We start from the raw sequence: 15,315 nt of genomic DNA on the forward strand, positions 1-15,315 counted from the left end.
GGATGATCGGGGCATGGGGGACACCGGCGTCTTCGTGCCCTACGGCCCGACGCACTGGAGCGCACTGACCGTCGGCGTGATCGGCGCGGTCGTGCTGGTCGTGGTCGGCCGGCGGCTGCGCGGGAGCCCGGCCGAGCGCACGTTCTGCCGGGCGTTCGCCGTCGCGATCCTCGTCCTGCTGGTGCCGCTGCAGCTGCGCCTGCTCACCCCCGGCACGTTCGACGTGCAGATCTCCCTGCCGCTGCAGCTGTCGGACCTGTCCTGGATCACCGCCGCCTACGCGCTGTGGACGCGGCGCGCCTGGGCGTGCGCGCCGCTGTACTACTGGGGCCTCACGCTGACCCCGCAGGCGCTGCTCACCCCGGCCACCGACGCCCCGGACTTCCCGCACGTCGCGTTCCTGCACTTCTGGGCCCTGCACCTGCTCGTCACCTGGGCCGCGGTCTACCTGACCTGGGGCGCCGGGGTGCGGCCGACGTGGCGCGGCATGCGCGTGACGCTGGCGATCACGGTGGGCTGGGCGGCAGTCGTCCTGCCGTTCAACCTGCTCGCCGGCACGAACTACGGGTTCCTGGCCCGGCCGCCGTCGAACGCCTCGCTGCTGGACCTGCTGGGCCCCTGGCCCTGGTACCTGGTCGTGGAGCTCGCGCTCGTCGCGGTGGGGTGGAGCGCGATCACGTGGCCGTGGACGCGACGGCAACCGGCCCCCGCCCGGCCGTGACCGGCGGCCGAACGATCTACCGCTCACCGAGTGCGTCCGCACCGAACCGGTCCTCGCTGCAAGGGTGACCGGGGCACGCAATCGGGCGCGGCCGCTCCGGCCGCCGTGGACGGGAGGACCACGATGGGCGACATCGCGAGCAAGGTCGACAAGGCCTACGAGGGCAAGAGCATCGCCGAGCTGGCCGACGCACCGGTCGACGCGCTGCAGGGCGTCTCCGAGGGGGACGCGAAGCACCTGAAGGACGCCTTCGGCATCACGACCGTTCGTGACCTGGGCACCAACAAGTACTTCCTGTGGGCCCAGGCCATCAGCACGCTCGCCGGCTGAGCACGCGGCCGGCCGGGAAGGACGTCCCGGCCGGCCCGGCTCACGCCATCCGCTCGCCGTCGAGGATCCGGCGGACGGTGTTGCGGTGGTGACCGGTCAGCTCGGCGAGCTCGACCTGCGACACACCGGCGGCGGCCGCGTCCCGGATCGCCCGCCGCATCGTCAGGTCGGCGTCGTTCAAGGATTCCCTGATCTGGTCCCGCTCCCGCACCGCAGCGTCGAGACGAGCGCGCGCCGCAGCGGTGTCCACACCTGCAGCGTCGCACGCACTGCTCCGTCGCCGTGCTGATTCACGACACGTGCCCTGCACATTCCTGATACGACGCGACGGTGTGATCGCCTCTATCAGGGGAGCAGGTCACGCCTCTCGACATGCCGGGGGCGACAGGGGCGGCCGAAGCCCTCGTCCAGGATCTCCTCGGAGCGGGCCGCGACATCGCCTCGCCCGGCGCGACCTGCGCCGAAGTACTCCGGAGGCCAGGACGAACCGTACGCTGCGACCACGTACCGGCGCGTTTCGGCCAGGGCTGCCGGTACTCCGTGATCCGGCACCTGATCGGCGAGTTCGCGCAACTCGTCCCGCTCGACACTCACGCAACGGAGTCCATCGCGGTCGGATCGGCCGGTCGCGCGAGTCAGAATCTCGGTTGCGATGGGTCAGACCCTTCGCAACACGCTTCTCCCCGACACCTCGAAATTCAGGACAGCACCCGGAGCTGGAACGGGTAGTCGTAGGTCTCGTTGTTCGACGCCCGGATCGCTCCCTTGATGTGGCACCACGCGGAGACCACGAACAGGACGAGCATGAGCGGGAGAGCGACGAGGATCCCGACCACGGTGAAGATCAGCACCCAGCTGAGCAGGAAGAGCACCCAGAACGACAGGTTGAAGTTGAACGCCCCGGCGGCGGCCCTGCGTGCGAACGGGTCGTCCTTCTTGACCAGCCAGACCAGCAGCGGGCCGAGCAGGCTCAGCAGCCCGGCGCTCAGCACCGCGGCGATCGGCGCCGAGAGGTGGGCGAGAATGGCGGCGATCCGGCTGCCCTCGGGCGGCCTGGACACGGGATGGCTGGGGTACGGCTGCGACATCGACGCTCTCTCCTCTGGTCCGCGAGCCATTACCGGCTACGCTCCGGCACCTCTCTGGACGAGGGTCCGCTGGTAGGTGCCACCCTGCCAGTCACCGGCCCCGAAACCGGACCCCGACGACACGGTTCCGATACCTGATCACCCGGACGAGCGCGCCGATCCGGACCGGTCCGGGCATCATCGTCAGTTCTGAGGATCCGCCCCACAGCGTGCAACGCCCGACAGCGAGATTGCGACACGTGGGCGAACGGCCGCACGGCCGAATGCCGACCCTCAGAAAGCTGGAGCCTTCTCATGGTCACCGCCTCCGCCCGGTCCGCGCTCGCCCTGGCCGTCGGCGCCATCGTCACGATGGGGGTGGTAGCGGGATGCACCACCCCGCACACCCAGGACGGATTCGTCGAGGAAATGCGCTCGTCCATGTCCGACGCGGAGTCCGGGGGCATCACCGACGACCAGATCCTGGCGGCCGGTCGCATCATGTGCAGCTTCCCGGGTGCGCTCGATTCGGCGCGTGCAGAGCACGCCGACAAGGTCGCGGTCGTCGAGTCCTACTGCGACGTGCTCCGGAGCGAGGTTCCGGCAGCCGATCCGATGGCGTGGGCGCCGGAGACCGAGGCCGCCTCCGCGGCGATTCCGGCCGCCGAGATGCCGATCGTCGTCGGTACCCCGTTCGGTATCAACTACGGCGGCACCGAGAACGCGATGGACGTCAACATCACCGGGGTCACCCGCTGCGGCACGAACCTGGTTCTGTCGGTCCGGCTGGTCACCGGATCGATCTACAGCGAGTACGACACGTGGAACGACGGATCGGGAGTCGAGTACATCGACACGACCGGGGTCACCCGTACCGCGAACGAGGCTTTCGACTCGAACTGCGTCGACTACGACGAGGACCTCCCGTACGCGCACGAACGCAAGCCGAGCCGCACCTACGAGGGCAAGGTGCTCCTCGACGTCCCCGCCGGGAAGACGACTGCGCTGCAGTTCAGCGGCTCTGACGGAGTCACCCGCACCCTCGACGTCGCCGGCGTCTGACCAACGGCTCTGCCACCTGGCTCGTGGACCGCCCCGCGTTCCACACGCGGCCGGCTACCCACCCGGACCGTCGCGCCGACCGCTCCGGAGCCACCTCACGCTCCTCACCACTGAGAAGGGACGTCCCAGATGCACTCGCAGGACTCGAGCGGAACACGAGCAGCGGATCGACGGCCGGGTCGGCCGTCGACATCCCGCCTCGTGGTCATCGGTGCGAGCGTCCTCGCCGGCCTGGGGCTCATGGTCGGGGCGGCGCCACTCGACGGCTGGTCGCAGTCCGTTCTCATCGAGGTCGGCGCCTCGGTGCTCCTGCTCGCACCGCTGGCCTACATCGAGGACTTCCTCCGGCGATCGCTGGGCGAGATCAACGCGAGCCTGCGATCCTCGGTCGCCGGATTGTCGGCGATCCGGAACCTCCTGCCCTCCGACGAGCGCCGCACAGCGATATTCGACGAGTTGCTCGAGGCGGTGATCGACCGCGCGCGGGACGGCGAGTTCCCGGCCACCCAGATCAGGACCCTCCTTCGAGGGGACGGCGACGACCGGACCGTCGCGCTGGCAGCCATGATCGGCAGTACCTCGTTCGTCGAGGGCGCAGCAGTCATTCGCTCGATTCGTCGACCGGACTCCGCCAACGAGCAGTACTACGCGCTCCGCGCAGCCTCCGCCGCGTGGTCGTCCCAGCTCGATGCCGACCAGCGGGCCCGCATCCTCGCGGCCATCGACGACGACAACCGCACTCGCGGCTGGATCGCACAGGACCCGCACCGTCGACAGATCGCCGCACGACTGCAGGCAGCATCTTCCACGCCCGCATCCCACCGGAGCGGCTGACCACCACCAGCTCCCGCTGCCCGCCCGGACATCCCACAGACGACGGATCCGGCAGCCCTCGCGCCCCGCCCTCAGATCCCCGCCACGGACAGGAACTGGGTCTCCTGGAAGGCCCGGATCCCGTCCCGCGCACCCTCCCGGCCCATCCCGGACCGGCGCATCCCACCGAACGGCGCCGCGGGATCGGAGACGACTCCCCGGTTGATCCCGACCATCCCGCATCGCAGGGCCCGCCCGAGCCGCAGGGCCGCCGCGGTGTCGCCGGAGAAGACGTAACCCGCCAGCCCGTACTCGGTGGAGTTCGCCGACCGCACGACGTCGTCGACGTCGCGCCAGGTGAGGATCGGTGCGACCGGGCCGAAGGTCTCCTCCACGACCAGGGCCGAGTCCGCGGGGACGTCGCGCAGCACCATCGGAGCGAGGTACGACCCGGCGCCCGGTACCGGCCCCGGCCGGTTCGCCAGGACGGCGCCACGTCCCAGCGCGTCGTCGACACAGCCCTGGATCCGTGCGACGGCACGGTGGTCGATGAGCGGCCCGATGTCGCTCGCGGGATCGGTCGCCGGGCCGACCCGCTGGGCGTCGAACGCCGTGGCGAGTGCATCGGTGAACGCGTCGGCGACGTCGGCGTGGACGAGGAAGCGGTTCGCCGCGGTGCAGGCCTGCCCGGCGTTGCGGAGCTTCGCGATCACCGCTCCCGCCACGGCTGCCTCGACGTCCGCGTCGGCACAGACGACGAACGGTGCGTTGCCGCCCAGCTCCATCGAGCTGGTGACCACGCGGTCGGCAGCCTGGCGGAGCAGCAGGCGGCCGACGCCCGTGGAACCGGTGAACGACAGCTTGCGCACGGCGGGATGGTCGAGCAGGGACGCGACCACCGGACCGGGCCGCGAGGTGACCACCACCTGCACCGCACCGTCCGGGACCCCGGCCTCGCCGAGGAGGCCGGCGATCGCCAGGGCGGTCAGCGGCGTCTCCGCCGCGGGCTTGAGCACGGCGGTGCAGCCTGCGGCGAGCGCGGGGGCGACCTTGCGGGTGACCATCGCCGCGGGGAAGTTCCACGGGGTGACGAGTGCGGCGACCCCGACCGGCTGCGCGGTGACGACGGTGGTGCTGCGGCCGTCGGGGGCGGTGCCGAAGTGTCCGTCCGGTCGCACCGCCTCCTCCGCGAACCAGCGGAGGAACTCGGCGGCGTAGGTGATCTCCGCGCGGGCGTCGCCCCGGGACTTGCCGCTCTCCGAGGACACGAGGGCGGCGAGCCGGTCGGCGCGCTCGATCATCAGCCGGTGGGCCGCCACGAGGACGTCCGACCGGGTCCTCGGTGGAGTCGCCGCCCACCCGGCGAACGCGTCGGCCGCGGTGTCGGCGGCGCGGCGGGCGTCGTCGGTGTCGTCGTCGGTGAGGGTGGCGAGCACGGCGCCGGTCGCCGGGTCGGCGACGTCGATGCCGTGCCCGGCGCCGGTGTGGCGTCCGGTCCCGGCCAGCGCGAGGGCGTCGAGCCGGACGGTGTCACCGGCGGCGAGGGAGGTGCTCACTCGTCGTCCCAGTTCCGCGGGGCGACGTAGCCGGTCTGCCCCTTCTCCAGCCCGAGCGCGAGGATCGGCCCGCCGAGGTCCTCCTGCCAGATCAGCGATTCCATGCCGATGTGCTGCGGGTGGTCCTGGACCGTGTAGACGGTGAGTCCGGTGTCGCTCGGGTAGTGCGCGTGCTCCCGCCATGAGGGCGCGGAGAGCAGCAGGTCACCGGGGCCGAAGTCGATCCGCTGCCCGTCGACGACGGAGTAGCCGGTGCCCTCGACGTGGTAGTTGATGGCGACCGAGCTGTGCCGGTGCCCCGGGCCCTCCGGCCGCTGCCGGACCCCCTGCGGGATCCGGGAGAGCGTGACGAAGAAGCTGCCGGTAGCCCCCTGCCGGCGCTCGGTCGCCGGGTTGTACAGCGCCATGATCGTGCGCCTGCCGTCGCCGAGGGTCTGCGACATCAGGTCCGCGACCGCCCGGTACGGCCAGTGCAGCGCCCGGTCCGGGACGGGCTCGATGTCGACCAGGTACTCGTAACCGCGCAGGCGCGCCCCGGTCGGCGAGACCTCGTGGTCCGGTGCGGTGCCGCGGTCGGCGACGTCGTCGGCCTCCTCCATGTCGATCGGCCCGTCGACCGGTACCCCGGGGACCCAGTCCTCGGCGAGCTCCTCCCGGAAGTGGGTGCCGAGGAACTCGAGCAGCGGAGCGTTCGAGTAGGCCAGCCGCACCCATCGCCGGTCGCCGGTGTTGACGAACCGGTGCGGCTTCATCGAGGGCACGGTGACCACGTCGCGGGTGGCCGGCTCCAGCGTCGTGTCCCCGATCTGGATGCTCCCGGTGCCCTCGAGACCGATCTGGACGAGGCTGGAGTTGCGCCGTACGGGTGTCGTCCGCTCGCCGGGCAGCAACACCTCGACGACGACCTCCACCCCGGGGGCGAAGCTGCGTCCGGACGTCGACTCGGGATGGACCAGCGCCGCCGAACGCCGGCCGTCGGCGGGGGTGGGTCCCTCCGACAGCCGTTCGACGGTCTCCCGGATCTCCGCCGCGGTGATCTTCAGCGGGGCCCAGGGGGTGGGCCGTGCCGATCCCTCGCCCGACGTGTCGACGGCGCGGGCGCCGGAGCCGGCACGGGTCACGTCAGTGGTGGTCATGTGCGTTCCTCTCCGTGGGTACGGACGCCGGTGAAGCCGCTGCGGTGGAAGACCAGCGGGTCGGCGTCGTCGTTCGAACGTGCGCTGTGGACCCGCAGCAGCACGAGGAGGTGGTCACCGGTGACGGTCTCGCCGTCGACGGAGCAGGTGAGCTGCGCGACGCTGCCGTCGAGGTGCACCGCTCCCCCGGTGGCCGAGGTCGCGATCCCGGCGAACCGGTCGCCGCTGCGAGCCGCCAGGGAACGTGCCGCGTGCTCGTGCGGATGCGCGAGGACGCTGAGGCCGAGGACGGGGACCTCGCGGAGCACCGGCCAGGTCCTCGAGCTCTGCTGGACGCAGACCGCGACGAGCGGAGGGTCCAGCGACACCGGGACGAAGGTGCTGATCGCCATGCCGACCGGCTCCCCCGCGACCGTCCCGCAGACGGCGACGACGCCCGACGGGCAGGCACCGAACACCGAGCGCAGGACGTCCGGTGCGAGCGTCTCCGCCGTCATGCCGCGGCCCTCCGCGCCCGCCGGGCCTGCTCGACCGGTCCGGGAACCGTGAACCGCCAGTAGCGGCACACGGCGGAGATGGCAGGGCCGGGGTCCTGGCGGGGCGGCAGCGTCAACCCCGGTGTGGGGCAGACGAGACCGGCGGCGACGAGTGCGGGCCTGAGCTGCCACTCGACGACGGTGTGGTCCGACGGTTCGGCCACGCACAGGGCGAACGCCACTCCTGCGGCCGGACGGGTGCCGGACCGGCGCTCGAGCGCCCGGGTCAGGTCCACGGGCAGCTCGCCGTCACGGACGACCGCGGCGACCACGAGGATGTCGGCGTCGCGGGCGACGGCGACGAGGTCGGTCGACCCGGTCGCGGTGGTCATCCGGGTCGGCCGGGTCCCGGTGAGGCTCGTCGTGAACCGGTCGGCGACGTCCGCGACAGGCGGTCCGCCCGCCGTGATCACCGCGGTGGTGACGGTTGCGTCGATCATGGTGCGTCCCCGCGCCGGAGGACCGCTGCGCGGAACCACGGCGTTCACCGCGAGACCGGCTCGCGGGCCGGGGCGCCGCCGCGCCGGTACCGGGCGCCGACGTGGTCGGCCGGCAGGTGCGGTCCCCCGTGCGGGAACATCTTCTCCCGGAAGGTCCCCGGCCGGTACGCGGTCTTGTACCGGCCGCGGTCCTGCAGCTCCGGCACGACGAGCTCGGTGAAGGCGCGGAGCCCGCCCGGCTCGATCGTGCGGAGCAGGTTGAACCCGTCGATGCCGGTCCCGTCGACCCAAGAGATCAGCTCGTCGCAGACCTGGGAGGGCGAGCCGACGACGTAGGCCTCGCTCCCGGCGAGACCGCTGAACGAGGCGATGTCCCGGATCCGGACGGTCCGCCCACCGTTGTGGCGGGTCATCGCGTCGAGCACCGACTGCATCGCGTCGCTCTCGACGTGCTCGACCGGGTCGTCCCAGCCGTACTTCGAGAGGTCCTGGCCGATGAACCCGGAGAGCATCGCGAGGTTGCCCTCGCCGTCGCTGTACTCGCGGCACTGGGCCTCGACGTCCCGGGCCTCGGCCTCGGTGGGGGCGACGACGACGGTGATCGCGTTGAAGACCTTCACGCTGTCGGCGCTGCGGCCGGCGTCCACCGCGGCCGCGCGGTACCCGTCGACGAGCCGCCGGGCGTGCCCCTTGTCGCTCACCGACATGAACGCGGCCTCCGCGTGCGTCCCGGCGAAGCGCATCCCCCGGGGCGACCCGCCCGCCGAGTAGATGAAGGGCGTGCGCTGGGGGGACGGCTCGCACGGGTGGAACGCCTCGCACACGTACCGGCCCTCGGTCCTGACACGGTGCACGCGGGCGGGGTCGGTGAAGACGCGGCGGTCCCGGTCGCGGACGGCGGCACCGTCCTCCCAGCTCTCCTCCCACAGCCGGTACACGAGGTCCATGTACTCCTCGGCGATGTCGTAGCGCTGGTCGTGGGGCACCGGCTCGACGCCCATCGCCCGCGCGGCGGAGGGCTGGATGCCGGTGACGACGTTCCAGCTCACCCGGCCGTCGGTGAGGTGGTCCAGCGTGGAGAACCTGCGTGCGAGCAGGTACGGCGGTTCGTAGGTCGAGTTGGCGGTCACGCCGAAGCACAGCTCCGAGGTGGCCGCCGCCATCGCCGGGATCATCATCATCGGGTCGTTGACCGGGAACATCCCGCCGGCGCGCATGATCGCGTCCGGCGCCCCCTGGTAGACGTCGTGGATGCCGAGGCCGTCGGCGAGGAAGATGCCGTCGATCAGGCCCCGTTCCGCGGTCCGCGCGAGATCGGCCCAGTGGTCGAGCGTGGTGTACCGCGTGGCCTCGGACTCGGGGTGCGCCCAGAGTCCGGTCCAGGACTGCGAGGGCGATGCCATGGAGAATGCGTTGGTCAGGATGTCCGTGCTCACGGTGGTCTCCTGTGTGAGGTCGGCGGGGTCGGTTCAGGACGGCCCGAGGAGCGCCGCGCCCTGGTCGAGCAGGGCGCGGACCCGGGGCAGGCCGTCGTCGCCCAACGGCAGGAGCGGGGCGCGGACGTGCGCCGACGCCAGGTGTCCCTGCTGGTGCAGGACCCACTTCGCCGGGGCCGGGTTGGTCTCGACGAACAGCAGGTCGACCAGCGGGTGCAGGCCGTAGTGGAGCTCGCGGGCGGTCTCGTGGTCCCCCGCCTCCCAGGCCTCGTACATGCGCGCGACGGCAGCCGGGGCCAGGTTGGACACCGCGGAGACGAACCCGGCCCCGCCGAGCGCGAGCAGCGGGAGTCCGAGCAGCTCGATGCCCGACCACACCAGCAGCTCCCGCCCGCACAGGTGCAGCACGCGGGAGAAGTGCTCGAAGTCCTTGGTGGTCTCCTTGATGCCGACGACGTTGTCGCAGTCGGCGAACAGCCGGGCCACGGTCTCCGGGGCGACGTCGACCGCCGTCCGGGACGGCACGTTGTAGATCACGATCGGCAGGTCCGGGAACTCCGCGGCGACCGTGCGGTACCAGGTGTGGAGCGCCTCCTGCGTCGGGCGGGCGTAGTACGGCGTGATCACCAGGGCCGCGTCGGCGCCGGCGTCCCGGGCGGCGGCGGTGATCTCCAGGGTCTCGTCGAGCTTCGCCGAGCCGGTCCCGGGCAGGAACGGGACGGCGTCGTCGACCTCGGCGGCGACGGCACGGATCGCCTCGATCCGCTCCGCGACGGTCTGGGCCGACGGTTCCCCGGTGGAGCCGCCGACCGAGACGCCGTGCGAGCCCGACTCGATCTGCCGGCGCACCAGCCCGCGCAGCGAGGCGAGGTCGAGCGCACCGTCGGCGGTGAAGGGTGTGACGACCGGGGCGATGGATCCCCGGATGCGGGCGGGGTCATTGCGGAACTTCACGAACGTCCTCCTACGAGCAGGCGGGCGACCGCCAGATCCGACAGGCCCATGCCCATTCCCTTGAACACCGTGCAGCGGGGCCTGGACGGCCGTTCCGCCTTCCCGGCGACGACGTCGCAGAGCCGCCGCAGGGCTCCCCATCCGTCGGTCTCCGCGGGGCCGAAGTACTCGCGCAGCTCGCGTGAGCCGCGGCGTGCGTTGGTCTCGCTGTCGACGACGGTCAGCGCGGACTCCCCGAGCAGGGCCGGGTCGAACTCGGCGTGCGAGGGCAGGATGGCGCCGACCGCGTTCAGGTGGGCGCCCCGCGCGAGGTGCTCCAGCCGCAGGAACGGCTCGGGCGCGCGGGTGACCAGGGTGACGACCGGGACGTCCCGGGTCGCCTCGCCGACCGAGCCGGCGACGACCGCGTCGAGCCCCAGCTCGCCGCGGACCTGGTCGGCCAGCGCGTGCGCGCGCTCCGTGGTGCGGTTCCAGAGCCGGACCCGGCGCAGCGGGCGGACCGCGGCGACGGCCTCGACCTGCCGCAGCGCCTGGCGTCCCGCCCCCAGGACGGCGAGCTCGTCGGCGTCCGGGTCCGCCATCACCCGCGTCGCCACGCCGGAGATCGCGGCGGTCCGCAGCGCACCGGCCGCGCCCGCCTCGCCGACGCCCAGGGTCGCGCCGTCACCGGCGGAGAACACCGTCATCAGCGCGCTCGCACCGGTAGGGGTGTTGACCCACGTCTTGAAGATCGCCAGGTCGGCGTCGCGGTCGAGCGCACCGAGCGCGTGCGCGCTGCCGCGGGCGTCGCCGTGCGGCCACGTCGTCATGGTCTTGTCGAGGTTCCAGGCCGAGCCGGCGGCCTCGTGGGACAGCACCGCCTCCAGCGAGTCGATCACCTGCGGCAGGGTCGGCCCGGAACGCACGTCGTCCTCGGTCCAGAGCTTCATCGGGTCGCCTCCACCGTCGTGCGGGCCTCGTCGACGACGCCGTGCCGCAGGGTCCCGACGCCCGAGACCTCCACCTCGAGCTCGTCGCCCGGCCGCAGGAACCGGGGCGGGTCCATCCGGAACCCGATGCCCTTCGGCGTACCGGTCGCGATCAGGTCCCCCGGACGCAGCGGGGTGAGGGTGCTGACGTAGGCGACCAGCTCGGCGAACCCGAAGGTGAGACGGTCGGTCGTGTCGTCCTGCACCGTCGTCCCGTTGAGGCGGGTGGTGACGCGCAGCGGTCCGGTGCCGACCTCGTCGACGGTCGTGACCCACGGGCCGACAGCACCGCTGTGGTGCCAGTTCTTCCCCGCGGTGGCCTGGTTCGAGTGCAGCTGCCAGGACCGGACGCTGTTCTCGGCGATGCAGGTGACGCCGGCGACGTGCCGCCAGGCGTCCTCGGCGGGGATCCGGCGGCCCGGGGTCCCGATCACCAGTGCGGCCTCGCCCTCCCAGTCCAGGGTGTCGTCGGAGGCCGGCCGGACGACAGGGGTCCCGGCACCGACGAACGAGTCGGCGAACCGGGTGAACAGCGTCGGGTGGTCCGGGCCGTCGGTGGCCGGGCGTTCCGACTCCGAGGCGTGGGCCGCGTAGTTGAAGCCGACGCACACGATCTTGGCGTGGTCCCCGATCGGCGGGTCCCAGCGCAGGTCGCCGACCGGGAGCCGGGGGTCGTCGGGGCGGTCCGCCGGAAGCCGGGCGAGCGCGGACCCGAAGGTGTCGACACGGTGGTCGAGCCGGACGACCTCGTCGCCGGAGACGATGCCGAACCCTGCCTCGCCGGAGGCGGTGCGGAAGCGGGCGAGCCTCATCCGATCACCGCCGGTTCCGCGTGGCCGGCCGACGACGCGAGCGGGCCCACCGGTGCGCGCAGTCCGGCGTCCTCGAGACGGGGCAGCACCTCGCGGGTGAAGGCGTCGAGCCCGGCGTCGTAGTCCACCCAGGTCAGCAGCGCGCCCTCGATCCCGGCCCGGCTGAGCATCGCGAGCCGCTCGGAGATCGTCTCCGCGGTGCCGACCAGCGGGAACCCACCCGCACCCGCCGCGAAGCGCTGCCGCATCGCCGCCAGCACGGCCGGGGGCATCACCTGGGTGTTCGCCCCCTGGAGTCGCATCCAGGCGTCGACGCTCCCGGTGTCCTCCTGCTCGACCGAGAACCGCCGGTAGTACGCCTCGGCCTCGGCCCCGGTGTCCCGCTGCACGACAGCGGTGTGGGTCCAGACGCGGACCTCGCGGCCGAACTCGTCGCGGGCCATCTGCTTGTAGCCCTGGATCTGGTCGCGGATCTCGTCCTCGTCCTCGGAGTGCACGATCACGAAGCACAGGTCGGCGTGCTCGGCGGCGAACCGCATCCCCCGCGGGGACCCACCGGCGTTCATGATCGGGATCGCGGGCTGCACCGGCTTCGGTTCCGACACACCGCCGACGACGTCGAAGAAGCTGCCGTGGAAGTCGAACTCGCCGGTCTCCGTCCAGAGCCTGCGCGTCACCTGCAGCCATTCGGCGAGGTGGTCGTAGCGCTCGTCGTGCTCACGCAGCGGAGCGCCGAACATCTCCAGCTCCGGCCGGTTCCAGCCGCCGACCACGTTCAGCGCGAACCGGCCGCCGGAGATGTGGTCGACGGTCGCCGCCTGCTTCGCGGCGACGATCGGGTGCAGCGTCGGGGCGTGCGAGGTGGCGAGGACGCCGATGTTCTCGGTGGCGGCGGCGATCCCCGCCGCCCAGGTGAAGGGGTCCATCACGCGCCCGGACCGGTGCCCGGGGCTGTTCTCCGGGTAGCCCTTCCAGCGGGCGAAGGGGACGACGGCCTCGAAGCCGGCCCGGTCGGCCGCCCGGGCGGTGCGCAACGACATGGCCCACGACGTCTCCGACGCCTCCGGCACCAGGGTCTGGGACGCACCGGAGCCGTTGGTGCAGAACAGTCCGAGCTTGAGGGTGTTGCCGCCGAACAGCGGATTCATCGCAGACCTCCTCGTCCGTGGTGGTGTCAGGGACGCTAGGGAGCCGCATCACATAACACCACTACGAGTCCAGCCATGAATCGATATGCTTTTTCGTATGCTTCAGCTGCAGCTGCGCCGCCTCGACCTGTTCTGCACGGTGGTCCAGGAGGGCGGCGTGACCCGCGCCGCCGAGCGGCTGCACGTGGCACAGCCCTGGGTGTCGGCGCAGCTCCGCACCCTGGAGAAGGCGGCAGGCGCGCCGCTGTTCGTCCGGGACGGACGCCGCATCGCGCTGACCGAGGCCGGCCGGCGCTTCCACGCCTGGGCGGCCGACGTGCTGGCCGGCAGCGCCCAGGTCCGCCGCGACATCGAGAACCTCGGTGCGGGACTCGCCGGGTCGCTGACGGTCGCGACGAGCATGGCGATCGGCACCTACCTCGTGCCCCCGCTGCTCACCGGACTGCGCCACGAACGCCCCGGTGCCGACATCACCGTCCACATCAGCGAGCCGGCAGCGGCGCTCCGCAGCGTCGCCACCGGCGACGCCGACTTCGCCGTCGCCACCTTCTCCGACGAGCTCGATCCCGAGCCCCTGCACGCCGAGCGGCTGTGGGAGGAACCGCTGGTGCTCGCCGCCGCGCCCGGCGGCCCGCCGGACGGTGACACGATCACCCTCGCCGAGCTCGCCGGCCTGCCGCTCGTGGGCGTCCCCGCCGGTGTGGCGTTCGACCGCACGCTGGGCGACCAGCTGCGCCGCCACGGGGCCGGCGAGCTGACCTACGTCATGCGGCTCGGCCACGCCGAGGCCATGAAGCGGGCGGTGGCCGCGAACGGCTGGTGCTGCTTCTCCCCGTCCTACGTGCTCTCCGACGACGTCGACGCCGGGCGGTTGCGGAGCGTCACGATCAGCGACGCGAACCTCGTCGAGGGGATCGGGCTGTTCCACCGGCGGACGAAGTTCTTCTCCCCGCTCCAGGAGGCGGCCGTCGCGATGCTCCGGGAGGTGGCGACGAGCAGATCGGGCGAGGTCACGGCAGCGGCACCGCCCCGGTGAGCAGTGCGACGGCCAGCACGACCGCCGACACGGCCAGTCCGCACGGGACCCCCAGCCGCACCATGGCGCGGTAGTCCAGGCGCAGGAGCCCCAGCAGCAGGAACAGCGCGGCGACCGTGGGGCTGTAGGCGTGCAGCGGCTGCGCGACCACCGCCGCGCGGGCGACGGCCTCGGCGGGCACCCCGAACTGGGCGGCGGCCCCGCTGAGCACGGGGAGGACACCGAAGTAGAACGTGTCCTGCTGGACGACGAACGTGAGCGGGAACGCCAGCAGTGCCGTGGCCAGCGGGACCGCGGCGCCCGCGTCGGGCGGCACGAGTGCCGCCAGCGACGTCGCCAGCGACTCCGCCATCCCGGTCCCGGACAGCACGCCGGTGAACACCCCGGCGGCGAAGATCAGCACGGTGACGGGGATCGCGTTGGGTGCGTGGCGCCGCAGCAGACGTGCCTGGGTCGCCGGGTCCGGATAGTTGAGCAGCAGCGCCACGACGGTGCCGGCGACGAACAGCAGGACGGGTTCGACCCGGCCCGCGATCAAGGGCGCCATGACCGCCAGCGCGAGGACGAGGTTCGCCACGGCGAGGCGCGGCCGTCGCAGATCCTGCTCGGCGGGCTCGTCCCCCTGGACGGCCGCGCTCGGTGGATCGGTACCGGCGGCCGGCGCGACGGCGACCCGCTCACGGAGAGCGCCGAGGCGGCTGCGTTCGCGGCTGCCCAGCACGGCGGCCAGCCCGAGGACGGCGGCTGCCCCGGCCAGCTGCGGGACGACCAGCGGCGCGTACACCTCGACGACGTCGACGTCGAGCGCGGTCGCGGCCTTGATCACCGGTCCGCCCCACGGCAGCAGCGTCGCGGTCCCCGCGGCCATCACCGCGACCACGGCCAGGAGCTCGACCCGCATCCCGAGACGCCGGTACACCGGCAGCAGCGCCGAGACGACGATGATGTAGGTCGAGGAGCCGTCGCCGTCGACGGCGACCAGCAGTGTCAGCACAGCGGTGGCGAGCACGACCCGCATCGGGTCGTCCCTCGCGAACCGGCGGAGCACGGTGATGAGGGGATCGAACAGGCCGGCGTCGAGCAGGATGCTGAAGAACAGCACTGCGAAGAGGATCAGCGCCGCGGTCGGGGCGACGGTGGCGATGCCGTCACCGACGATCCCGCCCAGGTCGCCACCGGCACCGGCGAGCAGGGCGAACACGATCGGTACGCCCACCAGGGCCACGACCACCGACACGCGTCCGGAGAGGACGAGCCCGAGGAACGCGGCCAGCATGGCCAGGGTCAGCCAGGTCAGCAT

At 72.5% G+C, this 15,315-nt stretch carries 17 protein-coding genes; 5 read left to right on the top strand and 12 right to left on the bottom strand.

All coding sequences use genetic code 11. The features are described 5' to 3' along the window. Positions 1-13 precede the first annotated feature (13 nt). Positions 14-721: a YwaF family protein gene (locus PP1_RS08010; RefSeq protein WP_010240626.1), complete on the top strand. Its 708-nt coding sequence runs from the start codon at positions 14-16 to the stop codon at positions 719-721. Positions 722-844: 123 nt separating this feature from the next. After that, entirely contained in the window at positions 845-1,051 is a 207-nt protein-coding gene (locus tag PP1_RS08015; protein ID WP_010240628.1) for a hypothetical protein, read from the top strand. A 40-nt stretch (positions 1,052-1,091) separates the two neighbouring features. Here PP1_RS08015 and PP1_RS08020 read toward each other — a convergent pair whose 3' ends face one another. Next, entirely contained in the window at positions 1,092-1,301 is a 210-nt protein-coding gene (locus PP1_RS08020) for a hypothetical protein (protein WP_139323815.1), read from the bottom strand. A 448-nt stretch (positions 1,302-1,749) separates the two neighbouring features. Next, positions 1,750-2,139, bottom strand: coding sequence for a DUF4870 domain-containing protein (locus PP1_RS08025; RefSeq protein WP_010240632.1), 390 nt, complete (start codon positions 2,137-2,139; stop codon positions 1,750-1,752). Positions 2,140-2,433: 294 nt separating this feature from the next. On the opposite strand from PP1_RS08025, the gene PP1_RS08030 reads away from it, so the two are divergent. Further along, positions 2,434-3,180 carry a hypothetical protein gene (locus PP1_RS08030; protein ID WP_010240633.1) on the top strand — a complete coding sequence of 249 codons (747 nt, stop codon included), beginning with the start codon at positions 2,434-2,436 and terminating at the stop codon, positions 3,178-3,180. Between the two features lie 201 nt (positions 3,181-3,381). Next, the gene (locus PP1_RS08035; RefSeq protein ID WP_010240634.1) at positions 3,382-4,014 is read left to right on the top strand and encodes a hypothetical protein; all 633 of its coding nucleotides are present in this window, start codon (positions 3,382-3,384) and stop codon (positions 4,012-4,014) included. Positions 4,015-4,085: 71 nt separating this feature from the next. Here PP1_RS08035 and PP1_RS08040 read toward each other — a convergent pair whose 3' ends face one another. The 9 genes from PP1_RS08040 to PP1_RS08080 are packed head-to-tail and all read right to left on the bottom strand — an operon-like array spanning position 4,086 to position 12,979. Then, complete coding sequence (locus PP1_RS08040) at positions 4,086-5,549, bottom strand: NAD-dependent succinate-semialdehyde dehydrogenase (RefSeq protein ID WP_010240635.1); 1,464 nt, start codon at positions 5,547-5,549, stop codon at positions 4,086-4,088. Then, positions 5,546-6,685, bottom strand: a complete 1,140-nt coding sequence (locus PP1_RS08045) for an AraC family ligand binding domain-containing protein (protein ID WP_010240638.1) — start codon at positions 6,683-6,685, stop codon at positions 5,546-5,548. The genes PP1_RS08040 and PP1_RS08045 overlap by 4 nt, the downstream gene beginning before the upstream one ends. Then, positions 6,682-7,182 (bottom strand): flavin reductase family protein, encoded by a 501-nt coding sequence (locus PP1_RS08050; protein ID WP_010240640.1) that lies wholly within the window; start codon positions 7,180-7,182, stop codon positions 6,682-6,684. The genes PP1_RS08045 and PP1_RS08050 overlap by 4 nt, the downstream gene beginning before the upstream one ends. After that, positions 7,179-7,661 carry a hypothetical protein gene (locus tag PP1_RS08055; RefSeq protein ID WP_010240643.1) on the bottom strand — a complete coding sequence of 161 codons (483 nt, stop codon included), beginning with the start codon at positions 7,659-7,661 and terminating at the stop codon, positions 7,179-7,181. Before PP1_RS08055 ends, PP1_RS08050 begins: the two co-directional genes overlap by 4 nt. 44 nt (positions 7,662-7,705) lie before the next feature. Further along, positions 7,706-9,097 carry an NtaA/DmoA family FMN-dependent monooxygenase gene (locus tag PP1_RS08060; RefSeq protein WP_010240645.1) on the bottom strand — a complete coding sequence of 464 codons (1,392 nt, stop codon included), beginning with the start codon at positions 9,095-9,097 and terminating at the stop codon, positions 7,706-7,708. Positions 9,098-9,130: 33 nt separating this feature from the next. Then, positions 9,131-10,051 (bottom strand): 4-hydroxy-tetrahydrodipicolinate synthase, encoded by a 921-nt coding sequence (gene dapA, locus PP1_RS08065; RefSeq protein WP_010240648.1) that lies wholly within the window; start codon positions 10,049-10,051, stop codon positions 9,131-9,133. Further along, positions 10,048-10,980 carry an ornithine cyclodeaminase family protein gene (locus PP1_RS08070; protein WP_010240650.1) on the bottom strand — a complete coding sequence of 311 codons (933 nt, stop codon included), beginning with the start codon at positions 10,978-10,980 and terminating at the stop codon, positions 10,048-10,050. Before PP1_RS08070 ends, dapA begins: the two co-directional genes overlap by 4 nt. Then, entirely contained in the window at positions 10,977-11,831 is an 855-nt protein-coding gene (locus tag PP1_RS08075; RefSeq protein ID WP_010240652.1) for a fumarylacetoacetate hydrolase family protein, read from the bottom strand. The genes PP1_RS08070 and PP1_RS08075 overlap by 4 nt, the downstream gene beginning before the upstream one ends. Then, positions 11,828-12,979 (bottom strand): LLM class flavin-dependent oxidoreductase, encoded by a 1,152-nt coding sequence (locus PP1_RS08080; RefSeq protein ID WP_010240654.1) that lies wholly within the window; start codon positions 12,977-12,979, stop codon positions 11,828-11,830. The genes PP1_RS08075 and PP1_RS08080 overlap by 4 nt, the downstream gene beginning before the upstream one ends. Before the next feature lie 97 nt (positions 12,980-13,076). On the opposite strand from PP1_RS08080, the gene PP1_RS08085 reads away from it, so the two are divergent. Then, on the top strand, positions 13,077-14,015 hold the full coding sequence (locus tag PP1_RS08085) for a LysR family transcriptional regulator (RefSeq protein WP_010240657.1): 939 nt from the start codon (positions 13,077-13,079) through the stop codon (positions 14,013-14,015). Here PP1_RS08085 and PP1_RS08090 read toward each other — a convergent pair. Further along, on the bottom strand, positions 13,990-15,315 hold the full coding sequence (locus PP1_RS08090; RefSeq protein ID WP_010240660.1) for a citrate:proton symporter: 1,326 nt from the start codon (positions 15,313-15,315) through the stop codon (positions 13,990-13,992). The genes PP1_RS08085 and PP1_RS08090 overlap by 26 nt on opposite strands.

It is taken from the genome of Pseudonocardia sp. P1, from assembly GCF_000178675.2.
In the GTDB taxonomy this organism is placed as follows: Bacteria; Actinomycetota; Actinomycetes; order Mycobacteriales; family Pseudonocardiaceae; genus Pseudonocardia.

Excerpts from the sequence above, each read along its gene's own strand:
- PP1_RS08010 (WP_010240626.1), top strand. The coding sequence starts at position 14 with ATGGGGGACACCGGCGTCTTCGTGCCCTACGGCCCGACGCACTGGAGC.
- PP1_RS08015 (WP_010240628.1), top strand. The coding sequence starts at position 845 with ATGGGCGACATCGCGAGCAAGGTCGACAAGGCCTACGAGGGCAAGAGC.
- PP1_RS08025 (WP_010240632.1), bottom strand. The coding sequence starts at position 2,139 with ATGTCGCAGCCGTACCCCAGCCATCCCGTGTCCAGGCCGCCCGAGGGC.
- PP1_RS08030 (WP_010240633.1), top strand. The coding sequence starts at position 2,434 with ATGGTCACCGCCTCCGCCCGGTCCGCGCTCGCCCTGGCCGTCGGCGCC.
- PP1_RS08045 (WP_010240638.1), bottom strand. The coding sequence starts at position 6,685 with ATGACCACCACTGACGTGACCCGTGCCGGCTCCGGCGCCCGCGCCGTC.
- PP1_RS08050 (WP_010240640.1), bottom strand. The coding sequence starts at position 7,182 with ATGACGGCGGAGACGCTCGCACCGGACGTCCTGCGCTCGGTGTTCGGT.
- PP1_RS08055 (WP_010240643.1), bottom strand. The coding sequence starts at position 7,661 with ATGATCGACGCAACCGTCACCACCGCGGTGATCACGGCGGGCGGACCG.
- PP1_RS08070 (WP_010240650.1), bottom strand. The coding sequence starts at position 10,980 with ATGAAGCTCTGGACCGAGGACGACGTGCGTTCCGGGCCGACCCTGCCG.
- PP1_RS08075 (WP_010240652.1), bottom strand. The coding sequence starts at position 11,831 with ATGAGGCTCGCCCGCTTCCGCACCGCCTCCGGCGAGGCAGGGTTCGGC.
- PP1_RS08080 (WP_010240654.1), bottom strand. The coding sequence starts at position 12,979 with ATGAATCCGCTGTTCGGCGGCAACACCCTCAAGCTCGGACTGTTCTGC.
- PP1_RS08085 (WP_010240657.1), top strand. The coding sequence starts at position 13,077 with ATGCTTCAGCTGCAGCTGCGCCGCCTCGACCTGTTCTGCACGGTGGTC.
- PP1_RS08090 (WP_010240660.1), bottom strand. The coding sequence starts at position 15,315 with ATGCTGACCTGGCTGACCCTGGCCATGCTGGCCGCGTTCCTCGGGCTC.